General features: G+C 49.9%; 28 protein-coding genes. All 28 read right to left on the reverse strand.

The genetic code is table 11. The features are described 5' to 3' along the window. Positions 1 to 1,565 (reverse strand): hypothetical protein (locus WC592_01605; protein ID MFA4981152.1); only part of this gene is annotated, 1,565 nt, incomplete at its 3' end. A gap of 131 nt (positions 1,566 to 1,696) precedes the next feature. Then, a complete protein-coding gene (locus WC592_01610; GenBank protein ID MFA4981153.1) occupies positions 1,697 to 2,290 on the reverse strand; it encodes a hypothetical protein in 594 nt (197 codons plus the stop codon). Then, positions 2,291 to 3,274 (reverse strand): PDZ domain-containing protein, encoded by a 984-nt coding sequence (locus WC592_01615; protein ID MFA4981154.1) that lies wholly within the window; start codon positions 3,272 to 3,274, stop codon positions 2,291 to 2,293. Positions 3,275 to 3,283: 9 nt separating this feature from the next. Beyond that, positions 3,284 to 4,456, reverse strand: a complete 1,173-nt coding sequence (gene larC / locus WC592_01620) for a nickel pincer cofactor biosynthesis protein LarC (GenBank protein MFA4981155.1) — start codon at positions 4,454 to 4,456, stop codon at positions 3,284 to 3,286. Between the two features lie 59 nt (positions 4,457 to 4,515). Continuing rightward, on the reverse strand, positions 4,516 to 4,965 hold the full coding sequence (locus WC592_01625) for a four helix bundle protein (protein ID MFA4981156.1): 450 nt from the start codon (positions 4,963 to 4,965) through the stop codon (positions 4,516 to 4,518). Between the two features lie 8 nt (positions 4,966 to 4,973). Then, positions 4,974 to 5,717, reverse strand: coding sequence for a nickel pincer cofactor biosynthesis protein LarB (larB, locus tag WC592_01630; GenBank protein ID MFA4981157.1), 744 nt, complete (start codon positions 5,715 to 5,717; stop codon positions 4,974 to 4,976). 3 nt (positions 5,718 to 5,720) lie between these two features. Next, the gene (locus WC592_01635) at positions 5,721 to 6,119 is read right to left on the reverse strand and encodes a helix-turn-helix domain-containing protein (protein MFA4981158.1); all 399 of its coding nucleotides are present in this window, start codon (positions 6,117 to 6,119) and stop codon (positions 5,721 to 5,723) included. A gap of 10 nt (positions 6,120 to 6,129) precedes the next feature. Further along, the gene (locus WC592_01640) at positions 6,130 to 6,669 is read right to left on the reverse strand and encodes a polymer-forming cytoskeletal protein (protein ID MFA4981159.1); all 540 of its coding nucleotides are present in this window, start codon (positions 6,667 to 6,669) and stop codon (positions 6,130 to 6,132) included. Between the two features lie 29 nt (positions 6,670 to 6,698). Further along, a complete protein-coding gene (locus WC592_01645; protein MFA4981160.1) occupies positions 6,699 to 7,370 on the reverse strand; it encodes an MgtC/SapB family protein in 672 nt (223 codons plus the stop codon). Between the two features lie 37 nt (positions 7,371 to 7,407). After that, positions 7,408 to 8,415 (reverse strand): tRNA (adenosine(37)-N6)-threonylcarbamoyltransferase complex transferase subunit TsaD, encoded by a 1,008-nt coding sequence (tsaD, locus tag WC592_01650; GenBank protein ID MFA4981161.1) that lies wholly within the window; start codon positions 8,413 to 8,415, stop codon positions 7,408 to 7,410. A gap of 10 nt (positions 8,416 to 8,425) precedes the next feature. Next, positions 8,426 to 9,274, reverse strand: a complete 849-nt coding sequence (locus WC592_01655) for a divergent polysaccharide deacetylase family protein (protein ID MFA4981162.1) — start codon at positions 9,272 to 9,274, stop codon at positions 8,426 to 8,428. Further along, positions 9,271 to 10,566 carry a S41 family peptidase gene (locus tag WC592_01660; protein ID MFA4981163.1) on the reverse strand — a complete coding sequence of 432 codons (1,296 nt, stop codon included), beginning with the start codon at positions 10,564 to 10,566 and terminating at the stop codon, positions 9,271 to 9,273. The genes WC592_01655 and WC592_01660 overlap by 4 nt, the downstream gene beginning before the upstream one ends. Then, positions 10,563 to 11,993 carry an Asp-tRNA(Asn)/Glu-tRNA(Gln) amidotransferase subunit GatB gene (gatB, locus tag WC592_01665; protein MFA4981164.1) on the reverse strand — a complete coding sequence of 477 codons (1,431 nt, stop codon included), beginning with the start codon at positions 11,991 to 11,993 and terminating at the stop codon, positions 10,563 to 10,565. The genes WC592_01660 and gatB overlap by 4 nt, the downstream gene beginning before the upstream one ends. Positions 11,994 to 12,062: 69 nt before the next feature. After that, positions 12,063 to 12,434: a four helix bundle protein gene (locus tag WC592_01670; GenBank protein ID MFA4981165.1), complete on the reverse strand. Its 372-nt coding sequence runs from the start codon at positions 12,432 to 12,434 to the stop codon at positions 12,063 to 12,065. 32 nt (positions 12,435 to 12,466) lie between these two features. Next, positions 12,467 to 13,924: an Asp-tRNA(Asn)/Glu-tRNA(Gln) amidotransferase subunit GatA gene (gene gatA / locus WC592_01675; protein MFA4981166.1), complete on the reverse strand. Its 1,458-nt coding sequence runs from the start codon at positions 13,922 to 13,924 to the stop codon at positions 12,467 to 12,469. Further along, positions 13,925 to 14,275 (reverse strand): Asp-tRNA(Asn)/Glu-tRNA(Gln) amidotransferase subunit GatC, encoded by a 351-nt coding sequence (gene gatC, locus WC592_01680; GenBank protein MFA4981167.1) that lies wholly within the window; start codon positions 14,273 to 14,275, stop codon positions 13,925 to 13,927. Positions 14,276 to 14,426: 151 nt separating this feature from the next. After that, positions 14,427 to 15,266 (reverse strand): 16S rRNA (adenine(1518)-N(6)/adenine(1519)-N(6))-dimethyltransferase RsmA, encoded by an 840-nt coding sequence (rsmA, locus tag WC592_01685; protein ID MFA4981168.1) that lies wholly within the window; start codon positions 15,264 to 15,266, stop codon positions 14,427 to 14,429. A gap of 151 nt (positions 15,267 to 15,417) precedes the next feature. Then, positions 15,418 to 16,392: a 4-hydroxythreonine-4-phosphate dehydrogenase PdxA gene (gene pdxA, locus WC592_01690; GenBank protein MFA4981169.1), complete on the reverse strand. Its 975-nt coding sequence runs from the start codon at positions 16,390 to 16,392 to the stop codon at positions 15,418 to 15,420. Beyond that, the gene (locus WC592_01695; protein ID MFA4981170.1) at positions 16,370 to 17,317 is read right to left on the reverse strand and encodes a peptidylprolyl isomerase; all 948 of its coding nucleotides are present in this window, start codon (positions 17,315 to 17,317) and stop codon (positions 16,370 to 16,372) included. The genes pdxA and WC592_01695 overlap by 23 nt, the downstream gene beginning before the upstream one ends. A 7-nt stretch (positions 17,318 to 17,324) precedes the next feature. Then, positions 17,325 to 18,209, reverse strand: coding sequence for a peptidyl-prolyl cis-trans isomerase (locus WC592_01700; protein MFA4981171.1), 885 nt, complete (start codon positions 18,207 to 18,209; stop codon positions 17,325 to 17,327). 51 nt (positions 18,210 to 18,260) lie between these two features. Beyond that, positions 18,261 to 20,165, reverse strand: coding sequence for a transcription-repair coupling factor (gene mfd, locus WC592_01705; protein MFA4981172.1), 1,905 nt, complete (start codon positions 20,163 to 20,165; stop codon positions 18,261 to 18,263). A 170-nt stretch (positions 20,166 to 20,335) separates the two neighbouring features. Further along, positions 20,336 to 22,021 carry an arginine--tRNA ligase gene (gene argS, locus WC592_01710; GenBank protein ID MFA4981173.1) on the reverse strand — a complete coding sequence of 562 codons (1,686 nt, stop codon included), beginning with the start codon at positions 22,019 to 22,021 and terminating at the stop codon, positions 20,336 to 20,338. Between the two features lie 14 nt (positions 22,022 to 22,035). Next, positions 22,036 to 22,449 (reverse strand): ribosome silencing factor, encoded by a 414-nt coding sequence (rsfS, locus tag WC592_01715; protein ID MFA4981174.1) that lies wholly within the window; start codon positions 22,447 to 22,449, stop codon positions 22,036 to 22,038. A 66-nt stretch (positions 22,450 to 22,515) separates the two neighbouring features. Beyond that, the gene (locus WC592_01720; protein MFA4981175.1) at positions 22,516 to 22,659 is read right to left on the reverse strand and encodes a DUF5679 domain-containing protein; all 144 of its coding nucleotides are present in this window, start codon (positions 22,657 to 22,659) and stop codon (positions 22,516 to 22,518) included. Between the two features lie 83 nt (positions 22,660 to 22,742). Next, positions 22,743 to 23,312, reverse strand: a complete 570-nt coding sequence (gene nadD / locus WC592_01725) for a nicotinate-nucleotide adenylyltransferase (protein ID MFA4981176.1) — start codon at positions 23,310 to 23,312, stop codon at positions 22,743 to 22,745. A gap of 115 nt (positions 23,313 to 23,427) precedes the next feature. Beyond that, positions 23,428 to 24,684, reverse strand: coding sequence for a glutamate-5-semialdehyde dehydrogenase (locus WC592_01730; GenBank protein MFA4981177.1), 1,257 nt, complete (start codon positions 24,682 to 24,684; stop codon positions 23,428 to 23,430). 9 nt (positions 24,685 to 24,693) lie between these two features. Continuing rightward, entirely contained in the window at positions 24,694 to 25,785 is a 1,092-nt protein-coding gene (gene proB / locus WC592_01735; GenBank protein MFA4981178.1) for a glutamate 5-kinase, read from the reverse strand. Then, entirely contained in the window at positions 25,772 to 26,758 is a 987-nt protein-coding gene (gene obgE, locus WC592_01740; protein MFA4981179.1) for a GTPase ObgE, read from the reverse strand. The genes proB and obgE overlap by 14 nt, the downstream gene beginning before the upstream one ends. Position 26,759 lies beyond the last annotated feature (1 nt).

Raw genomic sequence — 26,759 nt, forward strand, 5'->3', positions numbered from 1 at the left:
GTATGGCCATCCGGTAGAGCGGCCTCTTTCAACATGCCGGCGAAGGATCCGGAATCGTAATAGGTATAGATGGTGCCGTCGGGGAGGGTTGTTTCAGAAAGAACCCTATTATTATCGTAGAGCTTAATCACTTCATCTTTCATTCTAAATACGGAGCCGGTATAAACGCCATTTTCATCGTAATTATGGGTAAAGATACCGTTGTCTATCTTAAAATCTTCAAACTTCCACGAGGCGTCATACTCATACACACCGCCATTTGCCTCTATGCTGAATTTACCGCTTGCGGGGTCTTTCAGGTATTTAAACCGCCTCACGTTCCCATGATCATCTATGGTGACATCGCAGCTTAATCCGTCTTCTGCATAGCTATACGATGTCTCCACACCCAGCGCGTCTATAATACCTGTTATTTCCCTGTCTTTGACCGTAACCTTGACATCATCGGCATATTCGATCGTTCCGCTTATCAGCTCACCAACCTCATTCAACTCAAAATTCCTTATCATTCTATCCGAAAGCTGGATCGCCGAAATATTATTATTCACCAGCAGATATTTAATATTGCCTTTAGTTATAGAATTAAGCGATACGTTATATTCTGCCTCGTCACCCTCGCCGGTCCCGATCTCCTCATATTCATAGATAGTCCCATCGTCATCTTCTGCGGCCGATAAGATACCGCTATTGTATACAACTTCCCTGCCTGTAGCGAATATGACGTTTTTAAGCTTACCCTCGCTATCGTAATAAGACGTCTTTTTCGGAGGCGAATTAAAAGAAAAACCGGTTTCTATTGTCCCTGAATAACTGCCCTGCACGAAATCTGCTACGGTAATATCACCGGAATTATCTGCCGGATAGGTATAAACGCTTAATGCGCCGTCCTGATACATAACGAACGTGACGCGCTCGCCTTCGCCGTAATACAAGACAGTGCCGTCCGGCATCGTTACCGAAAACGTCCGGGATTGCCTAATTTCCTGGATCGTACTATCTCTGTACTCGACAGTAGCCCCTATTAATTCACCGTTCTGAATATCCAGGTTTCTTATGAGCTGTATTACCGGGTCATTAATCGTTTCGATATAGTCGATTTTGCCGTCTGCCTTATAATGAATGATGTCGCCCGCCGAGGTGGTGACGCTGAGTAGAGCACCTTCATCTAAACCGGGAAGCGACTGAATCGGCGATCCTTCACCGGATGCGTCCATACTGACAAGACCGCCGGTTTCGCCTGAGCCCATGGGGCCTTTCAGGCTTACTTTATCATCGTCCGCGTTCTCTGCCGCGGGTTCGCTGCCTTCGGCAAGTGAGGAGCTCAGCTGACTTTGATAGTCTTCGATATCCTGATTCAGATTTACGAGGTCCTGGTGGAGAGCCTGCTGATTTTGCAGATAGGCCGGCGCGAAGGTCTGGGTCTGCTCGGCGTCCTGGCGGTTGATTGTGTCGGTTGCCCAATTAGCCAGATCGCCTGCCCATGAGATCTGCTGGAATAAAAAAATCCCGGCTACAATAGCCGAGATCGTCCTGAATAGCATCTTTAGGTTCCTTGGCAAAATCATGGGGTTCCTCTTATTATGTCCAGTACCGCCAAGCACTTCAAAGTATAGCACGCATTTCCAAATTTGTCAATTATATTTTCATCTTTTGTCAAATCATAATATTCTTTCGCTATATATTTTATATTAACAGTCTATACCTTATACTTATTCAGGTCCTTGATGAGGTCTTTGATCTGGTGGTCGACGCGGCCCAGGCCCGCGATGACGGAGGCCTGCTCTTCCGGCTTTGAGCCGGATATGGATTTGAGACCGTCAAGTTCGCCGGATATCTTCTGCAGGCGGTTCCTCTGGTCGGTTAGATTACCCTTCATCGTCTTGATGAGCTGGTTTATCTTTTCGGCGAGGCTCATTAACTCGTCGCCTTTCCTGAGGATAAGATATGCGCTAAAATCGCCGTATGTCATATTGTTTATGAAACGTTCGATCCTGACGAGCGGGCCGGCTATCTTATGGGACAGGAAAATTCCTATTACGGCCACTAACGGCGTCACTATCAAAAGGCTAAAAAATATCTTAAGGTTTATTGCCTTCATTATTGAGACAAAACGGCCCTGGGGATATATGAGCGCAAGCTTTTCACCGAAACTCGCCAGGCTCGTCTGGTATACGGCATATGAGCACAGGGCCGCCGTGCAGAACATGAATATCAATATCATCCCCACATATTTAAGCTGGAACTGCCTTGATACGAGATACTGTTTCCTTTTAACAGCGGATATCGGCATTTAGTCGCTCCTCCACATTATAATTTCACGCCTTAACGTAAACCTGGCCGTGTCTCTCTTCGAATCCTTTATCATCCCAACAGCGTCATTAATCGGCATATAACGCGTAGGCCGGCCATCTATCGCGGTGACGAGGTCGCCTTTCTTCAGGCCCGCGCCGGCCGCGGCCCCTTTCCTGTCAACCTCTGTAACCGTCAATCCATCGAATTCCATCCCGAACGACGCGCCCATAAGAGACTTGATGCTCGACAGGAAGTTCCTGCGCGGATTTATCATGACGTCCACAGTCCGCTCGATGGAGCACTTTATTTCAAGGGCCGGCTTATCGAGAAGCAGGTCCATTATCTCTTCCTCCTGCATATAACCCGTCAGTTTGCCCCATATCGCGACAAGGGCGTCGCCGGGCTTTATGCCGGCTTCGGCCGCCGAGGATCTCGGCGCGACCTTTTCTATTATAATAACACCGTCTTTCGACCTGAGGGTAATGCCGAGCGTCCTCTTTGTTTTCGCCGCTTTTTCGGCGAGCCCTTCCCTGTCGCCTTTGTCTTTTGCCACAAAACCGCCTGTGCGCTCTATAACCTGCTGCCTCTCCACGCTGTCCTCTTTGCCGCCTTCCTCTTTGCGGAAAAGATAGCCGTCCAGGAAGATCATCCCGTCCCTTGCCGCTTTGAAATTTGGATTCAGGCCGAGAGCCATCTTGTAATACGCGTAAGCCCTGTTATAATCGCGGCGCGACCACGCCCCTTCAGCCAGCCTTACGAGGTTGTCCTCGGGATTGTCGAAACGCATTTCGCGTATCGCCGATTTCAGGACGGCAATCTCGCCTTTCTCCGTAGAGAGCACAACCCTGTCTTTATATTCTTCGACGACTATCCCCTTAAGCTCATTCCCGTCACCGGTATAAATGGTGTCGGCAAGCGCCAAGCCGCAGGCCGCGGCCCCGACACCTGTAATAATAATTAGCGCTGCCAGCATCAGACGCATAGTAATCCCCTAAATTTTTACCGCCCTCTTCGCCTCATCGTAAACAGACTTTAACGGAACTTTCTTTTTGCGCGCGAGCTTCACGCATTCGTCGTATTCGGGCGACGCCGTGAGGATGCCTTCCGGGCCGCTCGACAGCTTCACCGTAATATTGCCGTATTTTGTCTTTACAGAGGTGGATGCGCGCTCAAGCTTTAGCCTGTCCGCTTCATAATATCGAAGGCCTATGGCGGTACTCTCACTGAATATCGCCGACGATATACGCCCTATCAGGCGAGGCTCAGCCAGGACAGTCAACTTGAACGCCGGTCTCGTTTTCTTCATCTGGATCGTCGTCGTGTAGACATCCAGCGCGCCTTCTTTGAACAATTTTTCAAACAGATATTCGAAACTCTGGGGGCTCATGTCATCGATATTAGTTTCTATAACGAATATCCTGTCTTCAATGAAAGATGGCTGGGTCTCGCCTATGAGGACGCGAAGCATGTTCGGCCTCGTCTCCAACACCCTCGTCCCGGCGCCGTAACCTATACTCGAGATCTTCATCTGCGGTATACTGCCGAAACCTTTCGAGAGCGTCTTCAATATGCCGGCCCCGGTCGGCGTTACGAGTTCGGCTTCTATCTCTGAAATATTAAGAGGGACGCCTTTTAGTAGTTCCAGCGTCGCCGGCGCCGGTATCGGCAGGACGCCGTGCTTAGAATTGACGAATGTCCTACCCAGACTTATCTTCGACGAATAGACGGCTTCTATGCCGAGTTCATCGAGTGCTATCGCGGCGCCGACGATGTCTATAATGGAATCGATGTCGCCGAGCTCGTGCAGCCGCAAGTCGCTCGACTTACTTACCCCGTGGATCCCGGCCTCGGAGCTTCCTATATTTGTGAATATCGCTTTCGCGCTATCTTTGACCTTCGCGCCCAATGAACTGTTGTCGATTATCAAGAATATCTCTTTTATGGAACGGTGCGAATGGCCCGCCGATCCGGTTACAACGCATTCAAATCTTGTCCCGCTGATCCCGCCCCGCATCGCCTTAGTCTTCTTTAACTCATAACCCCTAAGCTTAAGCTTCCCGAGAGCTTTGGTAAGAGCGTCGAAATTGAGCCCGGCGTCGAGTAACGCAGCGATGGTCATGTCGCCCGATATGCCCGAGAAACAGTCGAAATAAGCAACTTTCATAATAAACATCCCTTGAATGTTACGTAAGGTTATAGAACGTTAATTAAGGTTACGTAAGGTTACTTTCGAAATTTCTCTCCCGGTACCTTCCATGTCCCTTCCCGTTCCATCTTATATAGCGATTTCATAAATTGATTTGCCATATATGTAGCACTCTGAAACATTCTTGAAAACTCATCAAACTCTTCATTTGATATCAGACCATCTTCAAGGCAATCTTCGATATCGCCACTTAACTCTTCTAATGATCCAAGGCTAATTTTTATGCTATGACTATATTCTCCTACAGTTCCCTTTCTGTAACCTTCGCGTATATTTTGTTTTGCACTTCTAGCGGCGTCTCGCATCTGAGAAACCAATCTAAAATGATTCTTAGAAAATCTTTCTGTTAAATTATGAATAATCTTGCGTATTTGACAAATATCCTGATAAAATTTCAAATTTTCATAAGCTGGCTTTCGCCATCGTCGCTGTAACCTTACGGAACCTTCTCTAACCTTACGTAACATTATGTAACCTACCTATTGACCAGACTCGCGAAATACGCCGCTCCAAAACCGTTATCGATGTTCACTACCGCCACCCCCGGAGAGCAGCAGTTCATCATCGTAAGAAGCGGCGCGAGCCCGCCGAAAGAAGCGCCGTAACCCACGCTCGTCGGGACCGCTATGACCGGCTTAGAGACGAGCCCGCTCACTACGCTGGCCAACGCGCCCTCCATCCCCGCTATCACTATGATCACGCTCGAGCGCTCCAGTTCGGCCTTCTTATCGAGAAGCCTGTGGAGGCCCGCCACGCCAACGTCATACAACATCTTAACCCTGTTGCCCATAAGCTCGAGAGTGACTCTCGCTTCTTCGGCAACCGGCATATCGGCAGTGCCCGCTGTTATCACCAGCACCTCGCCTTTTTTAAACACAGGCCTGGCCCTGCAATAGCTTATCGCGTTCGCGTCTTTATCGAATCTGGCTTTGGGGCACGTCTTCTTGAGCAGGCGATAGACTTCTTCGTTTGTGCGGGTCACGAGCAGGATGCCGTCGTGGGCTATAATGCGTTTGGCTATTTTAATAATCTGGGCCGGCGTCTTCCCTTTACCGAACACTACCTCGGGAAAGCCGCGGCGAAGGCTCCTGTGGTTATCGATCTTGGCAAATCCGAGATCCTGGTAGGGAAGGTCCTTCAAGCGCGCGAGCGCCTCGCATACGGAGACGCGGCCCGACTTCAAATTATTCAAAACCTTACTGATCTTTTCGGTCATTATATTTTATCTGAAGATAAGAAACATCAATACGCCTATTATAAGGAAGGAAAGGATGTAGAAATCGTTGAAATAGAAAAAATCTTTCACCCTTTCGACCGTAGTATAGTCGTATTGGCCCGTCACAGGCTCCCTGCGCTTTATCTCCCTCTCCATGTCCGTGTATGGATGGCCGGGGGCATTTTTGCCGGCCGGCGCGGCTGGGCCCTGCCCGGCGGGAACGCCCTCCTCGATCTCGGAGATATCGAGCTTTATGGCGTCAATCTGCTCTTTCCTGAACCGCAGGAAGGAGCCGCCTATCTTGTATGCCGGTATCTCGCCGATATCCACGAGCCTCATGACCTCTTCTTCGGATACCTTAAGATAATCCGCGACCTCTTTTATACTCATTAATTTCTCGGGCATATGCGCTCTCTTATTTGATCTTCTCCGACGCCACCCATTCGTCTATCTTCGAGCGGTCGAACCTCCAGCTGTCGCCGTCCTTCATGCCCGGCAGCTTTCCGGAGTTCACCCACTCTGCGATCATGGCGGAATCCACCTCCAGATATTTGGCCAGCTCATCCGGCGACATGGTATTCAGCCTATGTGCGTGTTCGGCTTTTGCTTTTGACATCATATTGCAGTTCCCCTCAAATACCGCGCCCTCGGCTACACTCAAGAGCGGCGTCTTTATATCGCCTACCACAACGGCAGGGGCTATCAATTTCAATTCCTTCAGGGCGCTAATATTGCCGTTGACCTTGCCGGCGATGACGATAGATTCTCCGGTGATATCGGCGATCACCGCGGCATGTTCGCTTATCATGAGATTTCCCTTGGTATGGAGCGTGCCTTCGAACCTGCCGTTGATCTTCAGATTTACAGGATCCTTGAATACGAGCGACCCTTGCATCGAAGCGTCAACATCCAACACCCTCTCCCCTTCATGCCTTCTATCCTTTTTTCCCATCATATCTCACCTCCTGATTTTGCGAAGCAAAATCAATCCGTCTCCCACTTCACGTTCCTGACTCCGTCCAGATGGCTTATCTCCGTTAATATCTGGTCGGCAAATTTCGTCTGATAAAATTTCAAGCCGAGTTTCAATATCATATTGGAGCCGTCCTTGGAACGCTCAACTTCGAAATCGGTTATCTCGGTCCTGTATTCCGCCAATATCTCCCTGATGATCTTCAACTGCTCTATACCGTCTTTTGTGTCAATGATTATATTCCTGTACCAATCCTTCCTGATCATCGCGTGTTCAAGGCGCGAAAATATCATCAGCGCTATCAGGGTCAATGCCGCCGTTACCACCGCGCCGAAATATAATCCCGAACCTACGGCAAGCCCTATGCCGGCCGCGACCCACAGGCTCGCCGCTGTCGTAAGGCCTCGCACTGAAGAACGGTAATGCATTATCGCGCCCGCCCCCAGGAATCCTATACCCGTGATGACACCGGCCGCGATCCTTGCCGGATCGATGGGAGCCTTGGATGAATATACGTCGAACATGTGTATCGACGTCAGCATCACAAGCGTCGATCCTACACAAAGCAGTATGTGCGTCCTGAACCCCGCGGCCCTGCCGTGGAATTCGCGCTCAAAACCTATTGCCCCGCTCAATACCGCTGCCAGCACAAGCCTGAATAGCATCACCCAATTCGTCAACATACGCAACAACCCTCCGGCGAAGTTAAAAGATACACTTTTACCTTAATTCTAAATTCGGTTCAGCGCTCAGATAAAGATCGGACTTATAGCCTTTCTTATATAATGCCTCACCCAGGACCCCGACCATGGCCGCGTTATCGACGCAATATTCCATTTTCGGAAAATAGACCTTTACGCCAAAGTGCTCCGAATCTATAAGAAGTTTCTGCCTGAGCCTTTTGTTCGCGGCCACGCCGCCGCCTATAACTATCCTGTTGGTCTTGCAAAACCTTGCGGCGCGGTACGCCTTCTCGACCAGCACATCCAGGATCGCCTCCTGGAATTCATAACATATATCATTGACGAGCGCCTTATCCGGCTTTTCCTGCCTTGCCCTTACATAATATAATACCGCAGTTTTGACCCCGCTGAAACTAAAATCTAAAGAATCTTTTCCGAGATAACTTCGCGGAAAAGAGACATTGGTTTTGCCCGTCGCAAGGCCTGCCGCCTTTTCGATGACCGGCCCGCCCGGATATCCCAGGCCCAGCAGCTTCGCCACTTTGTCGTAAGCCTCACCCACAGCGTCGTCCTGCGTCTGCCCGAGGAGCTTCTGCTTATCCACGTCTTCACAAAGGAAGAGCGCCGTGTGGCCGCCCGATACAACAAGCCCCACAAAAGGGAATTCAGGCCTGTCATCCTCATTCAGGAACGAGCTGTAAAGATGCGCGAGTATATGGTTCACTCCTATGATAGGAAGATCGAGGCAGTAACTCAACGATTTGGCCATCGATATTCCTATTAATAGAGCCCCGACCAGGCCGGGCCCGTTCGTTACGGCAATAAGTTTTATATCTTTAAGCCCTTTGCCGGAATCCTTCAGCGCTCCGGCCATCACCTCGGAGATATATTCCACGTGGTACCGTGAGGCTATCTCGGGAACAACGCCGCCGTATTTCTTATGAAGGTGGACGCTCGATGATACCTCATTAGACAGGACAGATCTGCCTTCCGACACCGAAACGCCTGTTTCATCGCATGAAGTCTCTATACCGAGCGTCAACATATATTCGATATCACTCCATCATCCTGGAAAGAGGCACGAAGATTATGCCTTCCCTGCGCATCTCGGGCATCATCTTCGCAAGGACCGAGATCGTATTCTTCCTGTCATGGCAGACCGCTATAGCCCTGCCGTTCCTGAGCGCCGATCTCTTAAGCTCCATTAGCTGCTTTTCTATATACGCGGGATCGTTCGAATTGTCCAGGAAGACGTCCCTCCTCGCGTAACGGATCCCCGCGGCGGCTGCCGCTTGCCGGCATATGGAATTCTCCGAAGTAAGGCTGTCAAAAAAATACAACCCATGCTTTTTTAAACGCTTGAATACGGCCGACATGACCTTCACATCTTCGGTAGCCTTCGAGCCCATATGGTTCGACACGCCCTTTATCCCGGGAACACTCGCTATCTCCTTGTCAACCACCGCGAATATCTCCTCCTGAGTCATCCCGGACTTTATCGTATCCTGTTCTTCCCTGACGTCTTTCCGGTGAGGCTCTAACGGCATATGCAAAATAACTTCCTGGCCGCGCAGGTTCGCCAGCCTCGCTATCTCGGAGGAGTAACGCAGGTTCGGCAGCACCGATAATGTTATCGGCTCTTTTATATCAAATAGATCGTCCAGATTGGACACATTGTAACCGAAGTCGTCCATCACTATGGCGACTTTGGGGCCGCCTGCTTTCTTCTTCGCGGCAGTGGCCGCGGAAGCCGCCGGGGCTCTCTTCTTCGCGGCCGGAGCGGCGACGCGTATCCTCGGCGTTTCCTGTTTCGGCCGGAAGAGATGCGTATTCCGCCAGTATATTACTCCTGCGATTATGACCAATGCCGCTATTACCGCAAATCTGATTAATCTGGTATTCATTTTTCCTGTGGTTTATATATTTTAAAGGCCTTTATCAAATTCACCGCCATATCTAGCTGGTTATCCATCTCGACCTTATCCTGATCGAGCGCCTCTTTCGGGCGCGGCGCGCCTTCTCTTTCGACCTTCTCAAAGACGTCGGAACCATCCGGTTTCTTTTCATCCCTGGACTCTTCTCTATCTATTACCACGTCCGGCACAACACCGGCATTCTTGATAAGCTTGCCGCTCGGCGTTAGATATAAGGCTGTTGTGAACCTGACAGCCGAATTATCCCTTAGCGGGACCACCGTCTGGACAGACGCCTTGCCGAACGTCTTTGTGCCGAGGACTATCCCCCGCTTATTATCCTGGACCGCTCCGGCGACTATCTCCGAAGCGCTTGCCGACCCTTCGTTCACCATCACGACAAGCGGATAGTCCGGGTGCGTAGACTTCCCGCTCGACTTGAATACGGCGTCATTCTCGGAGCTCCTCGATTTTATCGATACAATGACCTTATCCTTAGGCAACAATCTTTCGGACACTCCTATCGCGCCCTCCAGGAGGCCTCCCGGATTATTGCGAAGGTCCAGTATGAGCGCGTTCATGCCGTCGGCTTCGAGCCTCTTCATAGCCGCCTCAAGATCGCGCGCAGTATTCTCCTGGAACTCTACAAGCTTTATATACCCTATCTTATCCTCGAGGAAAACGGCTTTCTTTATGCTCTGTATCTTTATCACCGCTCTCTTAAGCGGCACCTCAAGGATCTTCTGGTCTTTCTCCCTCCATATCGTAAGGGCAAGCGGCGTACCCGGCTTGCCGCGCATCTCTTTCACAGCCTCATCGAGGGTCATCTTCTTCGTAATCTTGCCGTCTATCTTAACTATCTTGTCGCCCGGTTTTATGCCGGCCGTCTCCGCGGGAGTGCCGGATATGGGCGCGATCACCGTAAGTATCCCGTCCTTCATCGATATCTCTATGCCTATCCCGCCGAACTCGCCTTTAGTCTCAAGCCTCAGGTCGTTGTACTCGTCCGGCTCGAGGAACTGGCTGAAGTCGTCCATTGACGAAAGCATCCCCTTCAGCGCGCCGTAAACAAGTTTTTTTGAATCCACTTCTTCGACGTAATCGCTCCTTAAGATGCTTATGGCGTCGGCAAAGAGTTCCAGCTGCGCGTACAGGTTGTCTTTGGACCTCTCTTTATCCGGTTTGCCTTTTTCGAATCCGCCCGTCGCGATCGACGTTACAAGGACCAGCAATATCATGAAAAAGAATATCTTCCAACGCCTTGATATCGTCATTATCTTCATTCCCCCAGGACCTTTTTAAGAATCTTATTCACGACCGCGGGATTCGCTTTGCCTTTCGTCTGCCTCATGACCTGCCCAACGAGGAAAGTGAACGCGTTCTTCTTCCCGAGCCTGTAATCATCGACTGATTTTTTATTAACCTCCAGAACAGCCTTCACCGCTTCCTCCAGCTTCCCGGCGTCGCTTATCTGAGACATCCCCTTGCTCTTCACGATCTCATGCGGTTCTGTTCCGGTCTCGATCGCCTCCGCAAGAACCGACTTCGCCATCTTTCCGCTTATAGTGCCGTCGTCGATCATCTTTATCAGGCCCACCAGCCCTTCAGGCGGAACCTTCAGTTCCTTTATCGATATTCCCTTCGTATTCAGGTGGGCCATGATATCGCCCGTAATCCAGTTCGTCAGCGCCTTTGCGCCGGTATATAGTTTTACGCATTCTTCAAAATAATCGGCCAGGTCTATCTCGCTCGTCAGGACATTGGCGTCGTACTCGGAAAGGCCGAGATCCTTCTTATACCTCTCTGACCTCGTCTCCGGCAGCTCGGGCATCTGGTCGAGAGCCTTCCGGACGACCTTAGCGTCGACTACAAAAGGGACAAGGTCAGGTTCGGGAAAATACCTGTAATCCTCGGCGTACTCCTTGGAGCGCATCGATACGGTGACCTGCTTTTCCGCGTCCCACAACCTCGTCTCCTGGACGATCTTCTCGCGGTCCGCCATTGCCGAGACCTGCCGCTTCGATTCATGCTCGAGGGCGAGCCTCACGCCTTTGAATGTATTCATGTTCTTGACTTCGACTTTCGTGCCGAGGACCTTCTCACCCTGCGGCCTGATCGATATATTCGCGTCACACCTGAGCGAACCCTTCTCCATATCGCAATCCGACACCTTTAGATACTGCAGTATCGATTTCAGCCGCGTCAGGTAATCATAAGCTTCGTCCGGCGCGCTCAGGTCGGGTTCCGTCACTATCTCCAGAAGCGGCATTCCGCTGCGGTTATAATCGACGAGGCTGTAACTCTCGCCTTCCGGATGAATAAGCTTGCCCGCGTCCTCTTCGAGGTGGACGCGCTTTACCCTGATGCGCTTCTTCGCGCCCCGGGGGGCTATGTCGACGTATCCGTCGTAAGAGAGCGGCATATCATACTGCGATATCTGGAAATTTTTCGGCAGATCCGGATAGTAGTAGTTCTTCCTGTCGAACTTAATAAGTTTCTGTATCTTGCAGTTAAGGGCAAGCGCGACTTTTATCGAATAGAAGAACGCCTCTTCGTTCAACACGGGCAGGCTTCCCGGAAAACCCATGCATACCGGACAGACCTGAGAATTCGGCCTCTGTCCGAATTTCGTCGCGCATCCGCAGAACGCTTTAGTCTGCGTCGCAAGCTGCAGGTGGACCTCAAGCCCTATTACTGTCTCGTATGTCATATCATAATTGTGTAATGTTTATTGTGTAAAGTGTAATGCAAGTTTAATGTTTTATTGTGTAACGGAAAATTATACAGACGCTATAAGCTTCCCGAGCATATTACATATATGGATACAATTTTGTCTCAGTCCCGTGTGGCGCTGTTCTGAAATAATATTTTGCCTGGCCAGTATAGTCAGCATAGGAATACATTCTCGTGCAGAATTCAAAGAGATGCGATAGAATTGAGTCTTTTCTCTCTTCGATAATTTACCACTGCCCTCTGCCATATTATTAACTATCGATAGAGATGCTCTGCGTAATTGATCCGCCAGGGAGAATTGGTAATCCCGCGGCAATTCTTTTGTCACATTAAATATATCCTGCACAAATTCTAATCCCATCCCATACACTTTTAATCTTTCAAAATCAAATATATATAGTTCTTTTTCATTATACATAGCAACATTCCACCATCATTACACATTACACCTTACACATTACACAAATCTGGCTTTCTTCTATGGTGTTCTGTCGACTGCTCAAACGCGTACGCCGCGCGCAATATCGTCTCTTCATCGAACGCCTTCCCTATCACCTGCAGCCCTATCGGGAGCCCCGCCTTAGTGAAACCGCACGGCACCGATATCGCGGGAAGCCCCGCCAGGTTCGCGGGAATAGTAAATACGTCCGAGAGATACATGCTTATCGGGTCTTCGGACCTTTCTCCGATCTTAAACGCGGCTGTAGGCGACGTCGGAGTGACGATGCAGTCGCAGTTATTCTCAAAAGCCTTCTCAAAATCCTCTTTAATCTTCGTCCTGACTTTCAAGGCTTTCACATAATACGCGTCGTAGTAACCCGTCGAAAGGCAATAGGTCCCGAGAAGGATCCTGCGCTTAGCCTCATCGCCGAAACCCTGCGAGCGCGTTTTGATATACATATCTATCATGTCTTTCGGGTCTTCCGCGCGGAGCCCATATTGGACGCCGTCGAAACGCGCGAGGTTCGAGCTCGCCTCTGCCGGACCGATAATATAGTAAGTGCTGACCGCGTATTCGGTGTGCGGCAGGCTTATCTCTACGATCCTGGCGCCGAGGCCTTTCAACACCTCAATGGCTCCCCTCACGCCTTTTTCTACCTCTTCCTCGATACCCTTTATGAAATATTCTTTCGGGACGCCGAGGCGCATCCCTTTTATGTCTTTGACGAGCGACTTCGTGTAGTCAGGCACCGGCGCGTCGACAGACGTTGAATCCATCTCATCGTGGCCCGCGATCACGCCAAGGAGAAGCGCGGCGTCCTCCACGTCCTTTGTTATCGGCCCTATCTGGTCTAGGCTGGAGGCGAACGCAATGAGCCCGTAACGGGAGACCCTGCCGTATGTCGGCTTCATACCGACGACCCCGCAGAGGCTCGCGGGCTGTCGTATAGATCCGCCCGTGTCGGAACCGAGGGCGAGTATCGTCTCATCGGAGGCGACTGCCGCGGCGCATCCTCCGCTCGAACCGCCGGGGATCCTGTTAATATCCCACGGGTTCTTCGTCGGACCGTAGCAGGACGTCTCGCATGACGAGCCGAACGCGAACTCGTCCATGTTCGCCTTCCCTATCAGGATCGCGCCCTCTTCGTTCATCTTCCTGATCACGGTCGCGTCGTACGGCGGCTTGAAGCCTTTCAATATCCTCGAGCAGCAAGTCGTCTCTTCTCCCAGGACGCACATATTGTCTTTTACCAGGACCGGGATGCCGGAGAGCCTCCCGCGCTTATTGGCCTGGGTCTTTGCGCGCTCGACCGCCTTCTCCTTGCCCGGAAGCGCGAATGCCCTGATGCTCGGCTCGACAGCGCTTATCCTGTCGAAAAGCTCGTCGACTATCTTAGACGGCTGCAACCCTTCGCCGCTGATCAGTTTTTTCAGTTCATGGGCCGTCAATGAATACAATTTTTCCATCTATTTGCCTTCTATCCTTCGACGGGGCTCAGGATAGAATCCTGAGCTTTTGCCGAAGGATTCTATTATCTGCGGAACTTTAAAAAAGTCGCCTTCTTTCGATGGCGCGTTCTTGAGGGCCTCTTCCGGCTTTAACGATCCCTTAGGCGCGTCTTTCCTGAAGACGTTCTTAAGGCTCGCCAAAGGGTGGCTTGTAGGCTGGACGTTATCGGTGCTTAATTGATTTAATTTGCTTATATAAGATAATATAGATTCCAATTGTCCGGAATAAGAGCTAAGCTCTTTGTCGCTAAGACGAAGCCTGGCGAGAAGAGCGACATGTTTTACGGTCTCTTTGTCAATCTTTGGCATAATATTATTACCTTTTGATATACCTTACCACAGTATATCGAGAATGTCAAATTTGCGTGCAAATTTGATACTGAGGCATCGAAAAAAATGCGACTAGCGAGAGCATTTTTAGATGCCGAAGTATCTTTAAAATTTGCGTGTAAATTTGGTATCAATCGATTGAGTTCGCGATCCGCGCGAAGTCGGCGAGGCTTAAAGATTCCGGCCGGGAGGCCGGATCTACGGCTATCTTTTCTAATATCGAGGAAAGGCGCTCTTTTGGGATGCCGAGGACCTCTTCCCTGGAGAGGGAATTTATTATCGACTTGCGCCTCTGGTTAAAAGATCCTCTTATGACCTTAAAAAGCGCTCCGTCATCCTTCGCCTCTACGGAAGGCCTGTCCAGGATATCGAGCCTTACCAGGCTTGAATCGATGTCAGGCGACGGATAAAAAGACGTCCTCTTTATTTTGTATATATGCTTTGGTCTTGTATAGTATTGGATAAAACAGCTGAGCGAGCTGTAATCTTTCGCGCCCGGTTCTGCCAGGATGCGGTCGGCAAACTCTTTCTGGACCACCATCACCACATATTTTATCGACAATCTGTTATCGATCAGGCACTCGATGATCGGGGTCGTGATATAATACGGCAGGCACCCCACCACTTTAAGCTTGCCCGCGGCGGAGGCCTTTTTGATGTCGAATTTCAATATGTCTTCGTTAAAGATACGCAGGCTGGGAAAGTCGTCTCCGATTATCTCTTCAAGTATGCCGTATGCCTTCTTATCCTTTTCCACCGCGGTCACGGCCGCGCCGGAACGCGCGAGGTCTATCGTAAGCGCGCCAAGCCCCGGGCCTATCTCCAGGACTCTATCGCCGGATAAGGCGCCCGCCTCGGATATTATCTTATCCCTTATATTCCCATCGATGAGATAGTTCTCTCCAAGCCTCTTCAAAGGCCTGAATCCGTATTTCGCAAACACTTCTTTTAGCTGAGTCTTGGTTAACATGTTTTAGTTCAAACAACTTTGTGCAATGTGTAAAGTTTAATGTGTAATGTTGGTGTAAAGTAATCATGTGTAATGGAAAATTCGCTCAATTCAATCTTTTTTCATTACACAATAATCCATTAAACCTGCTTTACACATTACACATCTAACATTACACAAAAGTGTTATGCGTACAAAGCCGGTATGCCAGGAGAATCGCCTCGATCATCGATGATGGGTCGGCCGTCCCTTTGCCCGCTATGTCAAACGCCGTCCCGTGGTCGGGGGAGGTCCTGACGAACGGCAAGCCTATGGTCAGATTAACGCCATCCTTAAAATATAGCAGCTTGAACGGTATAAGGCCCTGGTCGTGGTACATGGCAACGACCGCGTCGTACTTCCCGTTCATTAGATCGGCAAATATCACGTCGGCCGGGATCGGGCCGCTTATCCGGCCGACCTTTGCCGTGGCTTTCTCTATGGCGGGGATTATCGCCTTATCTTCTTCGTCGCCAAAGGCGCCGTTCTCGCCCGCATGCGGATTTAATCCCGAGACCCCTATGCGTGGATCTTTTATGTTGAAATATTCGCGCAGGTATTTATGGGTTATGCATATCGTCCTGCATATCGGCTCCACTGCAAGACTTCCAGGCACGCGCCTTAACGCGATGTGTCTGGTCACGAGCGTGATCTTAAGCCTGCCGCCGACGAACATCATCGCGAAATTCTTCGAGCCCGTCTTTTCAGCGAGATACTCGGTGTGTCCCTCGAACTTTTTAATTCCGGCCATCCTTATGGACATCTTGTTTACGGGAGCGGTTACGAGAGCGTCGGCTTCGCCCTTACGCAGGAGCCGGATGGCAGCGTCCAGATATCCTATCGCGGCTTTTCCAAAGACCGGGCTCTGAACGCCGTATTTAAAAGAGGCTGCAGGTACATTGGCTAGGTCTAAGAGCTCACACTTAAACTTCAGGGCCATGTCGCCCGCCGTCCTGTCCAGGGCGGCCCTGTCCCCTATAAGCAAAAAATCGGCAAGCCCTTTTATCTTTGGACTTGCCAGCGCCTTGAGGGTCACTTCCGGCCCTACGCCGGACGGGTCACCCATAGTAATGACTATCTTTTTTTTATTTGAACGCGATGTATGCATTCTTCTTGAGGCCTTCTATCCACCCCTTTACCTTTTCATTCGTCTTCTCCCTGTACAGAGCCTCCTCCACGTCCCGACGGGCTTCATTCAGGGTAAGCGTCCTGGCAGGCCTCTTCTCGTCGATCTTGAATATATGATAACCGAGGCTCGTCTGGATGACATCAGAGACCTCGCCTTCGTTCATATTGAAGACCGCTTTCTCTATTTCCGGGAGCAGGTCTCCTCTCTTCACATATCCCATGAGCCCGCCCTCTTGCGCGCCCGGGCCTTCCGAGTAGGAACTCGCCAATTCCGAAAAATCTCCGCCCTCTTTAAGCTTCCCGGAGATCTCCCTGGCCAGTTCCAGCGCCTTATTGATATCGGTCCCCTCCTTGACCCTTATAAGTATATTACGAAGCTTCAAAGCTTCTTCCTGGGAAAAATCGTCCAGGTGGTTGTTGTAATAATTATTCACCTCGACGGGCGTAATAGATATTGTGCTTCCGACCTTCATGTCCATCATCTTCCGCGTCATTATCTGTTCCCTGTACCGGCCCTTAAGCTCCTTCAATGTAAGGCGCTGGCTTGCCAGCGCTTCCTCGAAGACCTCCTGAGAACCGAAACGCCTCTTCGCGTCTGCGACCTTCTCCTCTACCTCCCTGTCATCCACTGTTATGTTCTGTTTTTTGGCCTCGCTGAGGACGAGGCGGTCTTCTATCAGGCGTTCTACCGCTTTTTGTCTGGCATCTTCCAACTTTGCCATGAGCGCTTCGCCGCTGTATACCGTCTTGAATTTATCATATACGGGGACGAGCATGCCCTCTATCTCGCTGTCACAGATTATCTCGTCGTTCACCACTATCGCTATCTTATCCACGACCTCGGCATATCCCGGGTTCGCCGCGCATATGGCCGATCCGATAATTACGGCCGGCAGAATCAGCATTTTAGCATTAATTTTTCTCAAGCTTCTCGCCTTCTTTCTCGCTCACGTCTTCAAGGGACTTGAAGACATCCTCTTTAATCTCGACTCCGTATTTTTTCTTGAGGTCCATAACGAAGGTATCGAAAAGCTCGCTGCGTTTCTTCTTCTTGAGCTCGCTTTCGACAAAACGCCTGGTCTCTTCGTAACTCTGTATCTCCGGCTCTTTCTTGTCCGTCAGCTTTATTATGTGATAGCCGAACTGCGTATGGACGACATCGCTCGTCTGACCGACCTCAAGTTTCAAACAGGCTTTCTCGAAATCCTCGACAAGCTGCCCCTGCCTGAAATAGCCTACGTCTCCGCCGCGGTCCGCCGTCGCGTCCATAGAACGCTCTTTCGCGAGGTTCTCGAAGTTAGCGCCCTTGGTAAGCTCATCCAGGATCTCTCTTGCCTCTTTCTCTGTCGTAACCAGGATGTGAGAAGCCCTCCACATCGCGGGCCCTTTAAAACTCTCCTTATTCTCCTCGTAAAATTTCTTCATCTCGTCTTCCGAGACCTTCGCCTTATCCTCTATCTCGTTCTTTATAAGCTTGGCTATGAGTATCTTCTTCTTCGCGGCCTCGACGACCTCCTTCACCTCTTTATCATTCTCGACGCCTTTCTTTACGGCTTCCTCATAAAACATCATCTCTACTATCGTCTCGTCGAGGAACCTCTTCCTGTTCTTTTCTACCATATTCCTGTAATAGGGAGGCATCTTGGCTATTCTCGACTGCAGCTCTGCCAGGGTAATGACTTTATTGCCCACCCTGGCGAGTATCTTGTCGCCTGCCGGCGGTTTCTTTGCGCACCCCGCCATAGCCGCTGACGCGATGACGACCGCAACCGATATATATATAATTATTTTCTTCATATAACCGTTATTGTAGCATTTTAAACGGATTTCTTCAAGGATGTTCCGCTCTTACTTTGCCTTGCCATGTTTTAATCCGTCGATAGCCGATTTCAGGAACCTGCAGTACAGGTCAAATCCTACGGCGTTAATATAACCATGCTGCTCTAACCCTAAGAGGTTACCAGCGCCCCTTATCTGCAGGTCCTCCATAGCAAGCTTAAAGCCGCTCCCCAGCTCCTGGAACTTCTTTATCGCGTATAGCCTCTTCTGGGATTCCGCGCTCATAACGAATTTTTTCGGTATCAATAGATAGGCGTAGGCCTTTTTCGTGAACCTCCCGACTCGGCCGCGCAGTTGGTACAGCTCTGAAAGGCCGAAGGCGTCGGCCCTGTTGATTATTATCGTATTCGCGTTAGGTATATCTATGCCCGATTCGATGATGGTGGTCGATACGAGGCAGTCGATCTTGCCGTTGATAAATTTCATCATCGTATCTTCCAGGGCTTTCTCCGGCATCCTGCCGTGGGCCACCGATATGCTTACGCCGGGCGCCAGGCCGGCGACCGATTTAGCGAGAAGCTCTATGCCCTTTATCCTGTTATTTACGAAAAATATCTGCCCCGACCTCTTCTTCTCCCTCATGACGGCCTGCTTTATCAACGCGTCGTCGTAGTGCGTGACAACCGTCTCTACGGGAAGCCTCTCCGACGGCGGCGTGTTAATGACGGATATGTCTCTGCCGCCCATAAGGGCCAGATAAAGCGTCCTCGGTATCGGGGTAGCCGTAAGCGTAAGGACATCCACGCTGAAACGGAGTTTCTTAAGATATTCCTTATTATGGACGCCGAAACGCTGCTCCTCGTCGATTATCACAAGCCCCAGGTCTTTGAAAGAGATGTCGCCGGAAAGGAGGCGGTGCGTTCCTATTATTATGTCGACGGTGCCGTCGGATATGCCTTTTATTATGGCCCCCTGTTCCTTATCCGTCCTGAACCTCGACAACATCTCCACCGTTACGGGGAAATCCTTCATCCTGCCGCTGAATGTATTAAAATGCTGCTCGGCCAATATCGTCGTGGGAACGAGTATCGCGACCTGTTTATTGTCCATGACGGCCTTGAACGCGGCCCTGATAGCGACTTCTGTCTTCCCGTATCCGACGTCGCCGCACAAAAGCCTGTCCATCGGTTTCGCGGATTCCATGTCTTTTTTAACATCCATCGTAGAACGCGCCTGGTCGGGAGTCTCTTTGTACGGGAATTTCTTCTCCATCTCCTTCTGCCAGTCGGTATCAGCCGAGAATTTGAATCCCGAGACCGTCGAGCGTTTTGCCTGCAGTTCCAAAAGCTCGACAGCTACCTGATGGATACCCTTCTTCGCGTTCTCTTTCGCGCGCTTCCACAGCTTGGCGCCAAGCTTATGGGTCTTCGGGAGGCGCTTTTCAAACCCGAGATATTTCTGCACTTTATCAAGGTCTTCGAACGGAACATAGAGCTTATCGCCGCCGGCATATTCTATGACTAAGTGCTCGACATACTTACCGGCTGTTTTTAGCCTCTCCAGGCCAAGGTACTTCCCGATACCGTGGTCTATATGGACGACGTAATCGCCGGAGTCAATATCGACGAAGTTGTCTATGGGCGATTCTTCTTCGGTTTCTTCAGACCGCTTCCTTATCTTCCTCCTGGATATGCCTTTTATCGGCAGTATGATGGCTACGTTATGCTCCTCGACGATCTCATACGTGAGCGGGTCGAGACTCCTTATCTTGCCGACTTTGTCATGCGAAAATTCGATTCTGAGCGGGTATTCGAACGTTACGGGATATATAGTCAGGGAGTCCCCGATACGGGAAAAGTCGCCTTCCTCGGCGACTCTCTTGCAGGCGCGGTAACCGAACTCTACGAGCCTTGCGGCAAGAGATTCGATATCAATATCGTTCTCATCGACGCGGATTTTTATTGAGTCAAACATATATCATGCAGGAAACACCTTTGTTTAATGTGTAAAGTGTAATGTGTAATGCCGGTGTAATGTATGCATGTGTAATGGAAAATTCTCTTCCATTACACAATTAACCCTTACACCCACTTTACACATTACACATCAAACATTACACAAAGGAATCATTTTTAGCGGTCACACTACATCTTCTTAGGGAGAGAGACGCCGAGCAAACGAAGCCCGTTTGCAAGGACTATCCTTACGCAATCCACAAGCACCAGCCTGGATTTTGCCAGGCTGTGGTCATCGCTTACGACCCTGTGTTTGGTATAGAAGGAATGGAACACAGCAGCCACGTCCTGAAGGTATTGCAGCACGACGTACGGATCGAGTAATTTACCGCTCATGTTCACTATCCAGGGGAACTGCCGCAATAGTCTTATCAGGTCCATCTCTTCCGGCTCCACCAGCAGTTTTGAATCGAACTTCGCCGCCAGATGGGCTGACTTACCGTATTCCATAATAGACCATATGCGCGCGTGCGCGTACTGTATATAGTAAACCGGGTTTTCGGATGATTCTTTCTTGACTGCATCTAGATCGAAATCGAGATGGCTCGATATCCTGCGCATTATAAAACAGAACCTGGAGACGTCCTTGCCGACTTCATCCATCACCTCGCGCAATGTGATAAATTCGCCGGCCCTGGTTGACATGGATACCACCTGTCCGCTCCTATAAAGGGTCGCAAGCTGGACGATCAGCACAGAGAGGGAGTCTTCGGAAAAACCCAGCGCCCTTATGGCCGCCTTCATACGGGGTATGTAGCCGTGATGGTCCGGCCCCCATATATCGACTATCTTCTTGAAACCTCTCCTGTATTTTTCCAGGTGAAAGGCTATGTCGGGGGCGAGATATGTCGCGGAGCCGTCGGATTTAAATACGACCCTGTCCTTATCATCGCCAAACTCGGTCGATTTGAACCAGACGGCGTTGTCTTTTTCGTATATATACCCCTTCTCCTTCAACAACCCTATTGCCTTCTCTACCTTGCCCGACCTTCTCAGGGACTTCTGGCTGTACCATACGTCGAATTTCACTCCGAAATCTTTAAGGTCGCGCTTTATGTCATTCAATATCCAGCGCAGACCGAATTCCCTGAAGACCTTAATATCTGTCGTCCCGGCGAATCTCTTTCCGTATTTTTTTTTGAATGCCCTGGCGATATCCGATACGTAGGAACCTTTATAACCGTCTGAAGGAAATGCTTCTGTACCGCCGAAGAGTTCAAGGTAACGGGAGTGTATGGACTTGCCCAGTATATCCATCTGGGTGCCCTCATCGTTCAGGTAATATTCGCGGGTGACTTTATAACCGAGAAAATCGAGGATGTTGGCGAGGCTGTCCCCTATAGCGGCCTGTCTTCCGTGCGCGATTGTTAAAGGGCCTGTCGGGTTGGCGCTGACGAACTCCACCTGCAGCTTTATCCCTCTGCCTACACTGGCCTTGCCGAAATTGTGCCTCTTTCTCTTTATCTCAAGGAGGACTTTGCAGAGATATTCTTTGCTGAAAAAGAAATTGATGAACCCCGGAGCCTTCGTTTCGATGCGTTCTATTATGCCTTTAAGGCGGAATGTAGCGATATCCTGCTCCAGCTTGGACTTTATTACATCGGCCAGTTCCATCGGTTTCAAGCCGCGAGCGAACTTGGAGGCCTTCATAGCTACATTCGACGAAAGGTCGCCGTTCTGCTTGTCTTTAGGTATCTCTATCTCGGGTTTTATCTCGTGGGCTAGAGGAAGGCTCAGGTCCAGATCCACAAAAACTTCTTTTGCGGCTCTTTCTAAAAGGGAAATAACGTTCTTTTCGATCTCACCATGGCGCATAATCTATTATTCGCTTATTTCTTTCTGGCCTTCTTTTTTTTGCGAGAGACCTTCTTCTTTGCGGCCGGAGCGCGGCGCTTTGCGGGGATTTTTCGGGCTTTGGAGGCGGTCAGTTCCCTGAAGCGCTCTTTGGGCGCGTCGCGCCAGAGTCGTTCCAGGTCATAAAAGCGGCGCGTCTCTTCCAGGAATACATGCACAACAACGTCGCCGGAATCGAGAACTATCCATAACGCTTCCCTCTCACCTTCCGACCGCCTGAGCTTTTCGCCTTTATCCCTTAAAACCTTTATGATATGGTCGGCTATAGCCCGAACTTGAGTAGTTGAAGCGCCGCTTGTTATAACAAAATAGTCACAAACGCTCGACACTTTATTCATCTTTATCAAAACTGTGTCGAGCGCTTTTTTATCAGAAGCCGCGCCGGCCACAACCAGCGCTTTTGCCTTGGAATTTATGACTTACCCCTTCTTAAGCTGCGGGATTATCTATTAAGATTACTTCATTATCTTATACATACCAGTGCCACAAGACGAGCATTTGCCCTTCATAGCCTGTCTTCCATTTTTCATTGTGACTTTCTGGGTGTCCTTCATATCTTTCTTCGCTTTACACTTTACGCAATATCCGATTTCTGCCATTTAATTCACCTCCTTAAATATTTGAATGAATTATACACTAAAAAACTCTCCCGGTCAAGGGGAATAGAGAATATTCTGTCCCTTTAAGTATATAGCTTACCCTCCAATATGTAGTCCCTTACCTTTGCCGGGACCAGATACCTTATGGACCTGCCCTCTTTCAGGCGTTTCCTTATGTCTTCTGAAGACACCTCTATCGGGGTTATGACAACGGTCTCAACGTCCTCGGGGACCTCTTTCACCGGATATCCGGGCCTGTTGGCCACTATGAACTTCGACATCTTGAATATACCGTCTATATCCTTCCACGAAAATAGGTCTTTCAGCAAGTCCGAGCCTGTTATGAAATATAGCTGCGCTTTATCCCCGTAGATCCTCCTGAACTCCTTTAATGTATCTATTGAATACGATTTTTTCTTGGAATCGATCTCAAAAGTGGATACTTCAAAGGCGGGATTGCCCTCGATGGCAAGCTCGACCATCTTCAGTCGGTCCTGCGGCCGTATCTTCACATCCATATTCTTGTGCGGTGGTATAAAAGCAGGGACGAATATGACCTTATCGAGCTTTATCTTATGGAGGGCGTCTTCAGCCAATATCAGGTGCCCCATATGTATAGGATTGAATGTGCCGCCGAGTATACCTATTCTCATAGCTAACTCCATTATAGTTATAAGTTGTAAGTCGTAAGTTGTAAGCGAATTGTATATAACTTATAACTTATAACTTATAACTTACAACTTATAACTTATAACTTATAACTTACAACTACTTTCTCACCTGCCCGCTGCCGTACACCACATACTTATATGACGTCAGTTCCTCAAGTCCCATGGGCCCTCTGGCGTGTATCTTATCCGTAGATATGCCCATCTCCGCGCCTTTGCCGAATTCGCCGCCGTCGGTAAAACGCGTCGACGCATTGACATAGACGCAGGCTGAATCCACTTCCCGCAGGAACTTATCCGCTCTGGCCTTGTTCCTCGTGACTATGGCGTCGGAATGGTATGAGCCGTACTTCATTATATGCCGGATGGCCTCATCCACATCCCTGACCACCTTTACCGAGAGTTTCAGATCCAGATACTCCCTGTACCAGTCATCCTCTGTAGCCAGTTTCACGCAGTCTACCAGATCTTTGACTTCTTTAGAGCCCCTTATCTCGACACCGGAATTTTTGAGCCTTCTTATCATTTTGGGGAGGAAGCTGCCGGCGATCTTCCTATTCACAAGCATGCATTCCATGGCGTTGCATACCCCGGGCCTTTGGACCTTTGCGTTATAGCATATCTCTTCCGCCATCTTGAGATCAGCGCTTTCATCGACATAGGTATGGCACACGCCTTTGTAATGTTTGATGACCGGTATCCTCGAATTTCTCGTAACTTCCCTTATCAAAGACTCTCCGCCTCTTGGTATGACAAGGTCTATCAGGCCTTCCTGTTTAAGCAGCCGATCGACGAGGCCCCTGTCCTTATCCTTGATCATCGATATCGAGTCCGCAGGTATATTGCATTTAACAAGCGCCTTCCGCAGGACGTCGAATATCGCTATGTTAGAATTAAGCGACTCGCTGCCGCCGCGCAGTATGACAGCGTTAGAGGACTTCAAACACAACCCGATACAATCGCTGGTAACATTAGGTCTCGACTCATAGATGATAAGAATGACGCCTATAGGGACCCTGACCTTCTTTATCAGGAGGCCGTTAGGCCTTCTTATGGTATCTATGATATCTCCGACGGGATCCTTAAGCTTCGATATCTTCAAAAGCGAATCTGCCATCGACCTTATCCTCGCGTCCGTAAGCGTCAATCTGTCTATAAGCGCGGAAGACATTTTTTTTGCGCGGGCCATGGCCAGATCCTTACGATTCCGGGAAATAACGAATCTCGCGTTCTTTACCAACGCCGCGGCCATAGCCTCAAGCGCCCTATTTTTGGACTTCGTATTCGCAAGCGCAAGGGCTCTGGAAGAAGCCTTAGCCTTTTCACACAATCTTTTTATATCGTTATTTTTTGCCATATAATATTATTATAGTATCACCAGGTTATCTTTGTGTACAATTTCGTCCTTACCTTTATAGCCCAGAGCGGCCTTGAACTGCGCCGTCTTCATACCTTTTATCTTCGACAACTCTGCCGATGAATAGTTTACGACGCCCCTGCCTATTTCGACGAGGGCGTTATCTACTATGCTGACCACGTCCCCGGAAACGAAATGGCCGCTGACAGCGGACACGCCCGATGCGAGCAGGCTCTTGTCTTTCTTCTTCAGAGCTTCTCGTGCGCCGTCATCTATGCGCAGAGTACCTTTTGGCTTCGAAGAAAAACCTATCCATCTCTTCCTGGCAATAAACCTCTTCTCCCTGCGTCCGAAGACTGTCCCGACGTCTTCACCTGACATTATCCCTAGAAGGACGTCTTTCTTCTTACCGTTTGCTATAACGCATTCTATCCCGGCCTGGGCGCTGTTCTTCGCGCATTCCAGCTTCGTCGACATCCCGCCCGTTCCGAGGTCGCAGGAACTGGCCCCTGCCAATTTCAATATCCTGGGCGTTATCTCGTCGACCGCGCTTATCACATTGCCATCCTGGTCCAGCAGCCCGTCGACATCCGTCAGGATAATAAGCTTATCGGCCTGGCATAAGTCGCCGAGCAGGTTTGAGAGCCTGTCGTTGTCGCCGCATCTTATCTCGTCGGTCGCGACCGTATCGTTCTCGTTGATTATGGGAATGACGTTATGTTTCAGCAGGGCATCTACCGTATGCTTTATATTAAGATATCTTTTCCTGTCGTTAAAATCTTCTTGAGTAAGAAGTATCTGCCCTACAAGATAACCCCTATCCTTAAAATATTCGCTGTAAAGGTGCATGAGATAGCCCTGGCCTATGGAAGCCGCGGCCTGAAGCTCGGCGATGCGGTCAACGGGCCGCTTTTTAATGTTAAGAAGCCACATGCCCGCCCCGATCGCTCCAGACGTCACCAGGAGCACCTTTACACCCTTATCCTGGATATCCGATATCTGCCGGACAAGATCCTTCACCTTGTCCTTGTCAAGAGCCCTGTCCTTGGACGTTATGACTTTTGTTCCGACCTTTATGACTATCCTGCTACACTCTTTCATCTTTAGACGCTTCCTTGAGCCTTTTGCATATTTCGTTAAGCAGTTCCTTTATCCCATCCCCGGCAACGGCCGATATAGGGAACAACTTCCTGCGGCCAAACCTCTTTTTAAACGCCGCCAGATTGGCCTTGCTCTCCGGACAATCTATCTTATTCGGCGCTATAACCTGCGTCTTTTTCGCAAGCTCTTTTGAATATTGCTTCAATTCTTCGTTAAGTTTTATATAATCTTCGTACGGGTCTCTTCCGTCGATAGCGGAGATATCCACGAGGTGCACCAGTATCTTGGTCCGCTCTATGTGCCTCAGGAACTTATGGCCGAGGCCCTTGCCTTTATGGGCGCCTTCTATTAAACCGGGTATATCGGCAACTACGATGCTGTAATCTTCATAAAGCCTTACGACGCCCAGATTCGGTTCTTTCGTCGTGAACGGGTAATTTGCTATCTTGGGCCTTGCGCTGGAGATCTTGGAGATGAGCGTCGATTTGCCGGCATTAGGATAGCCTACTATCCCTACGTCGGCCATGAGTTTTAATTCCAGCAAAATGGTCTTCTCTTCGCCCTGAGCGCCGGGCTCGGCCTCGCGGCCTCTCGAGTTCCCTTTCCCTCCCTTGCCGCCCCTGGCTATGATAACGCTGTCGCCGTTATTAACGAGGTCCCTCAATACGAGCCCCTTAACGGCATCTTTTATCAATGTGCCTGCCGGGACCTTTATGCGGACATCCTCGCCTCTGCGCCCTTTTTTATGGTTAGAGCTTCCGTGAGTGCCGGAGTTGCCTTTGAAGTGCTGCCTGAATTGGAAATCTAGTAAGGTGTGGATGTTGGGATCGGCCTCGAATACTATATCGCCGCCGTCGCCGCCAAATCCGCCGTCAGGCCTGCCTTTCCTGTTGATTATATCCCGGTACAGGCTGTTGCAGCCGTCACCGCCGTCACCGGCTTTGACATATATCCTGACTTCGTCTATAAACATT

The sequence above is a fragment of the Candidatus Omnitrophota bacterium genome (assembly GCA_041648975.1).
Taxonomy (GTDB): domain Bacteria; phylum Omnitrophota; class Gorgyraeia; order 2-01-FULL-45-10; family 2-01-FULL-45-10; genus JAQUSE01.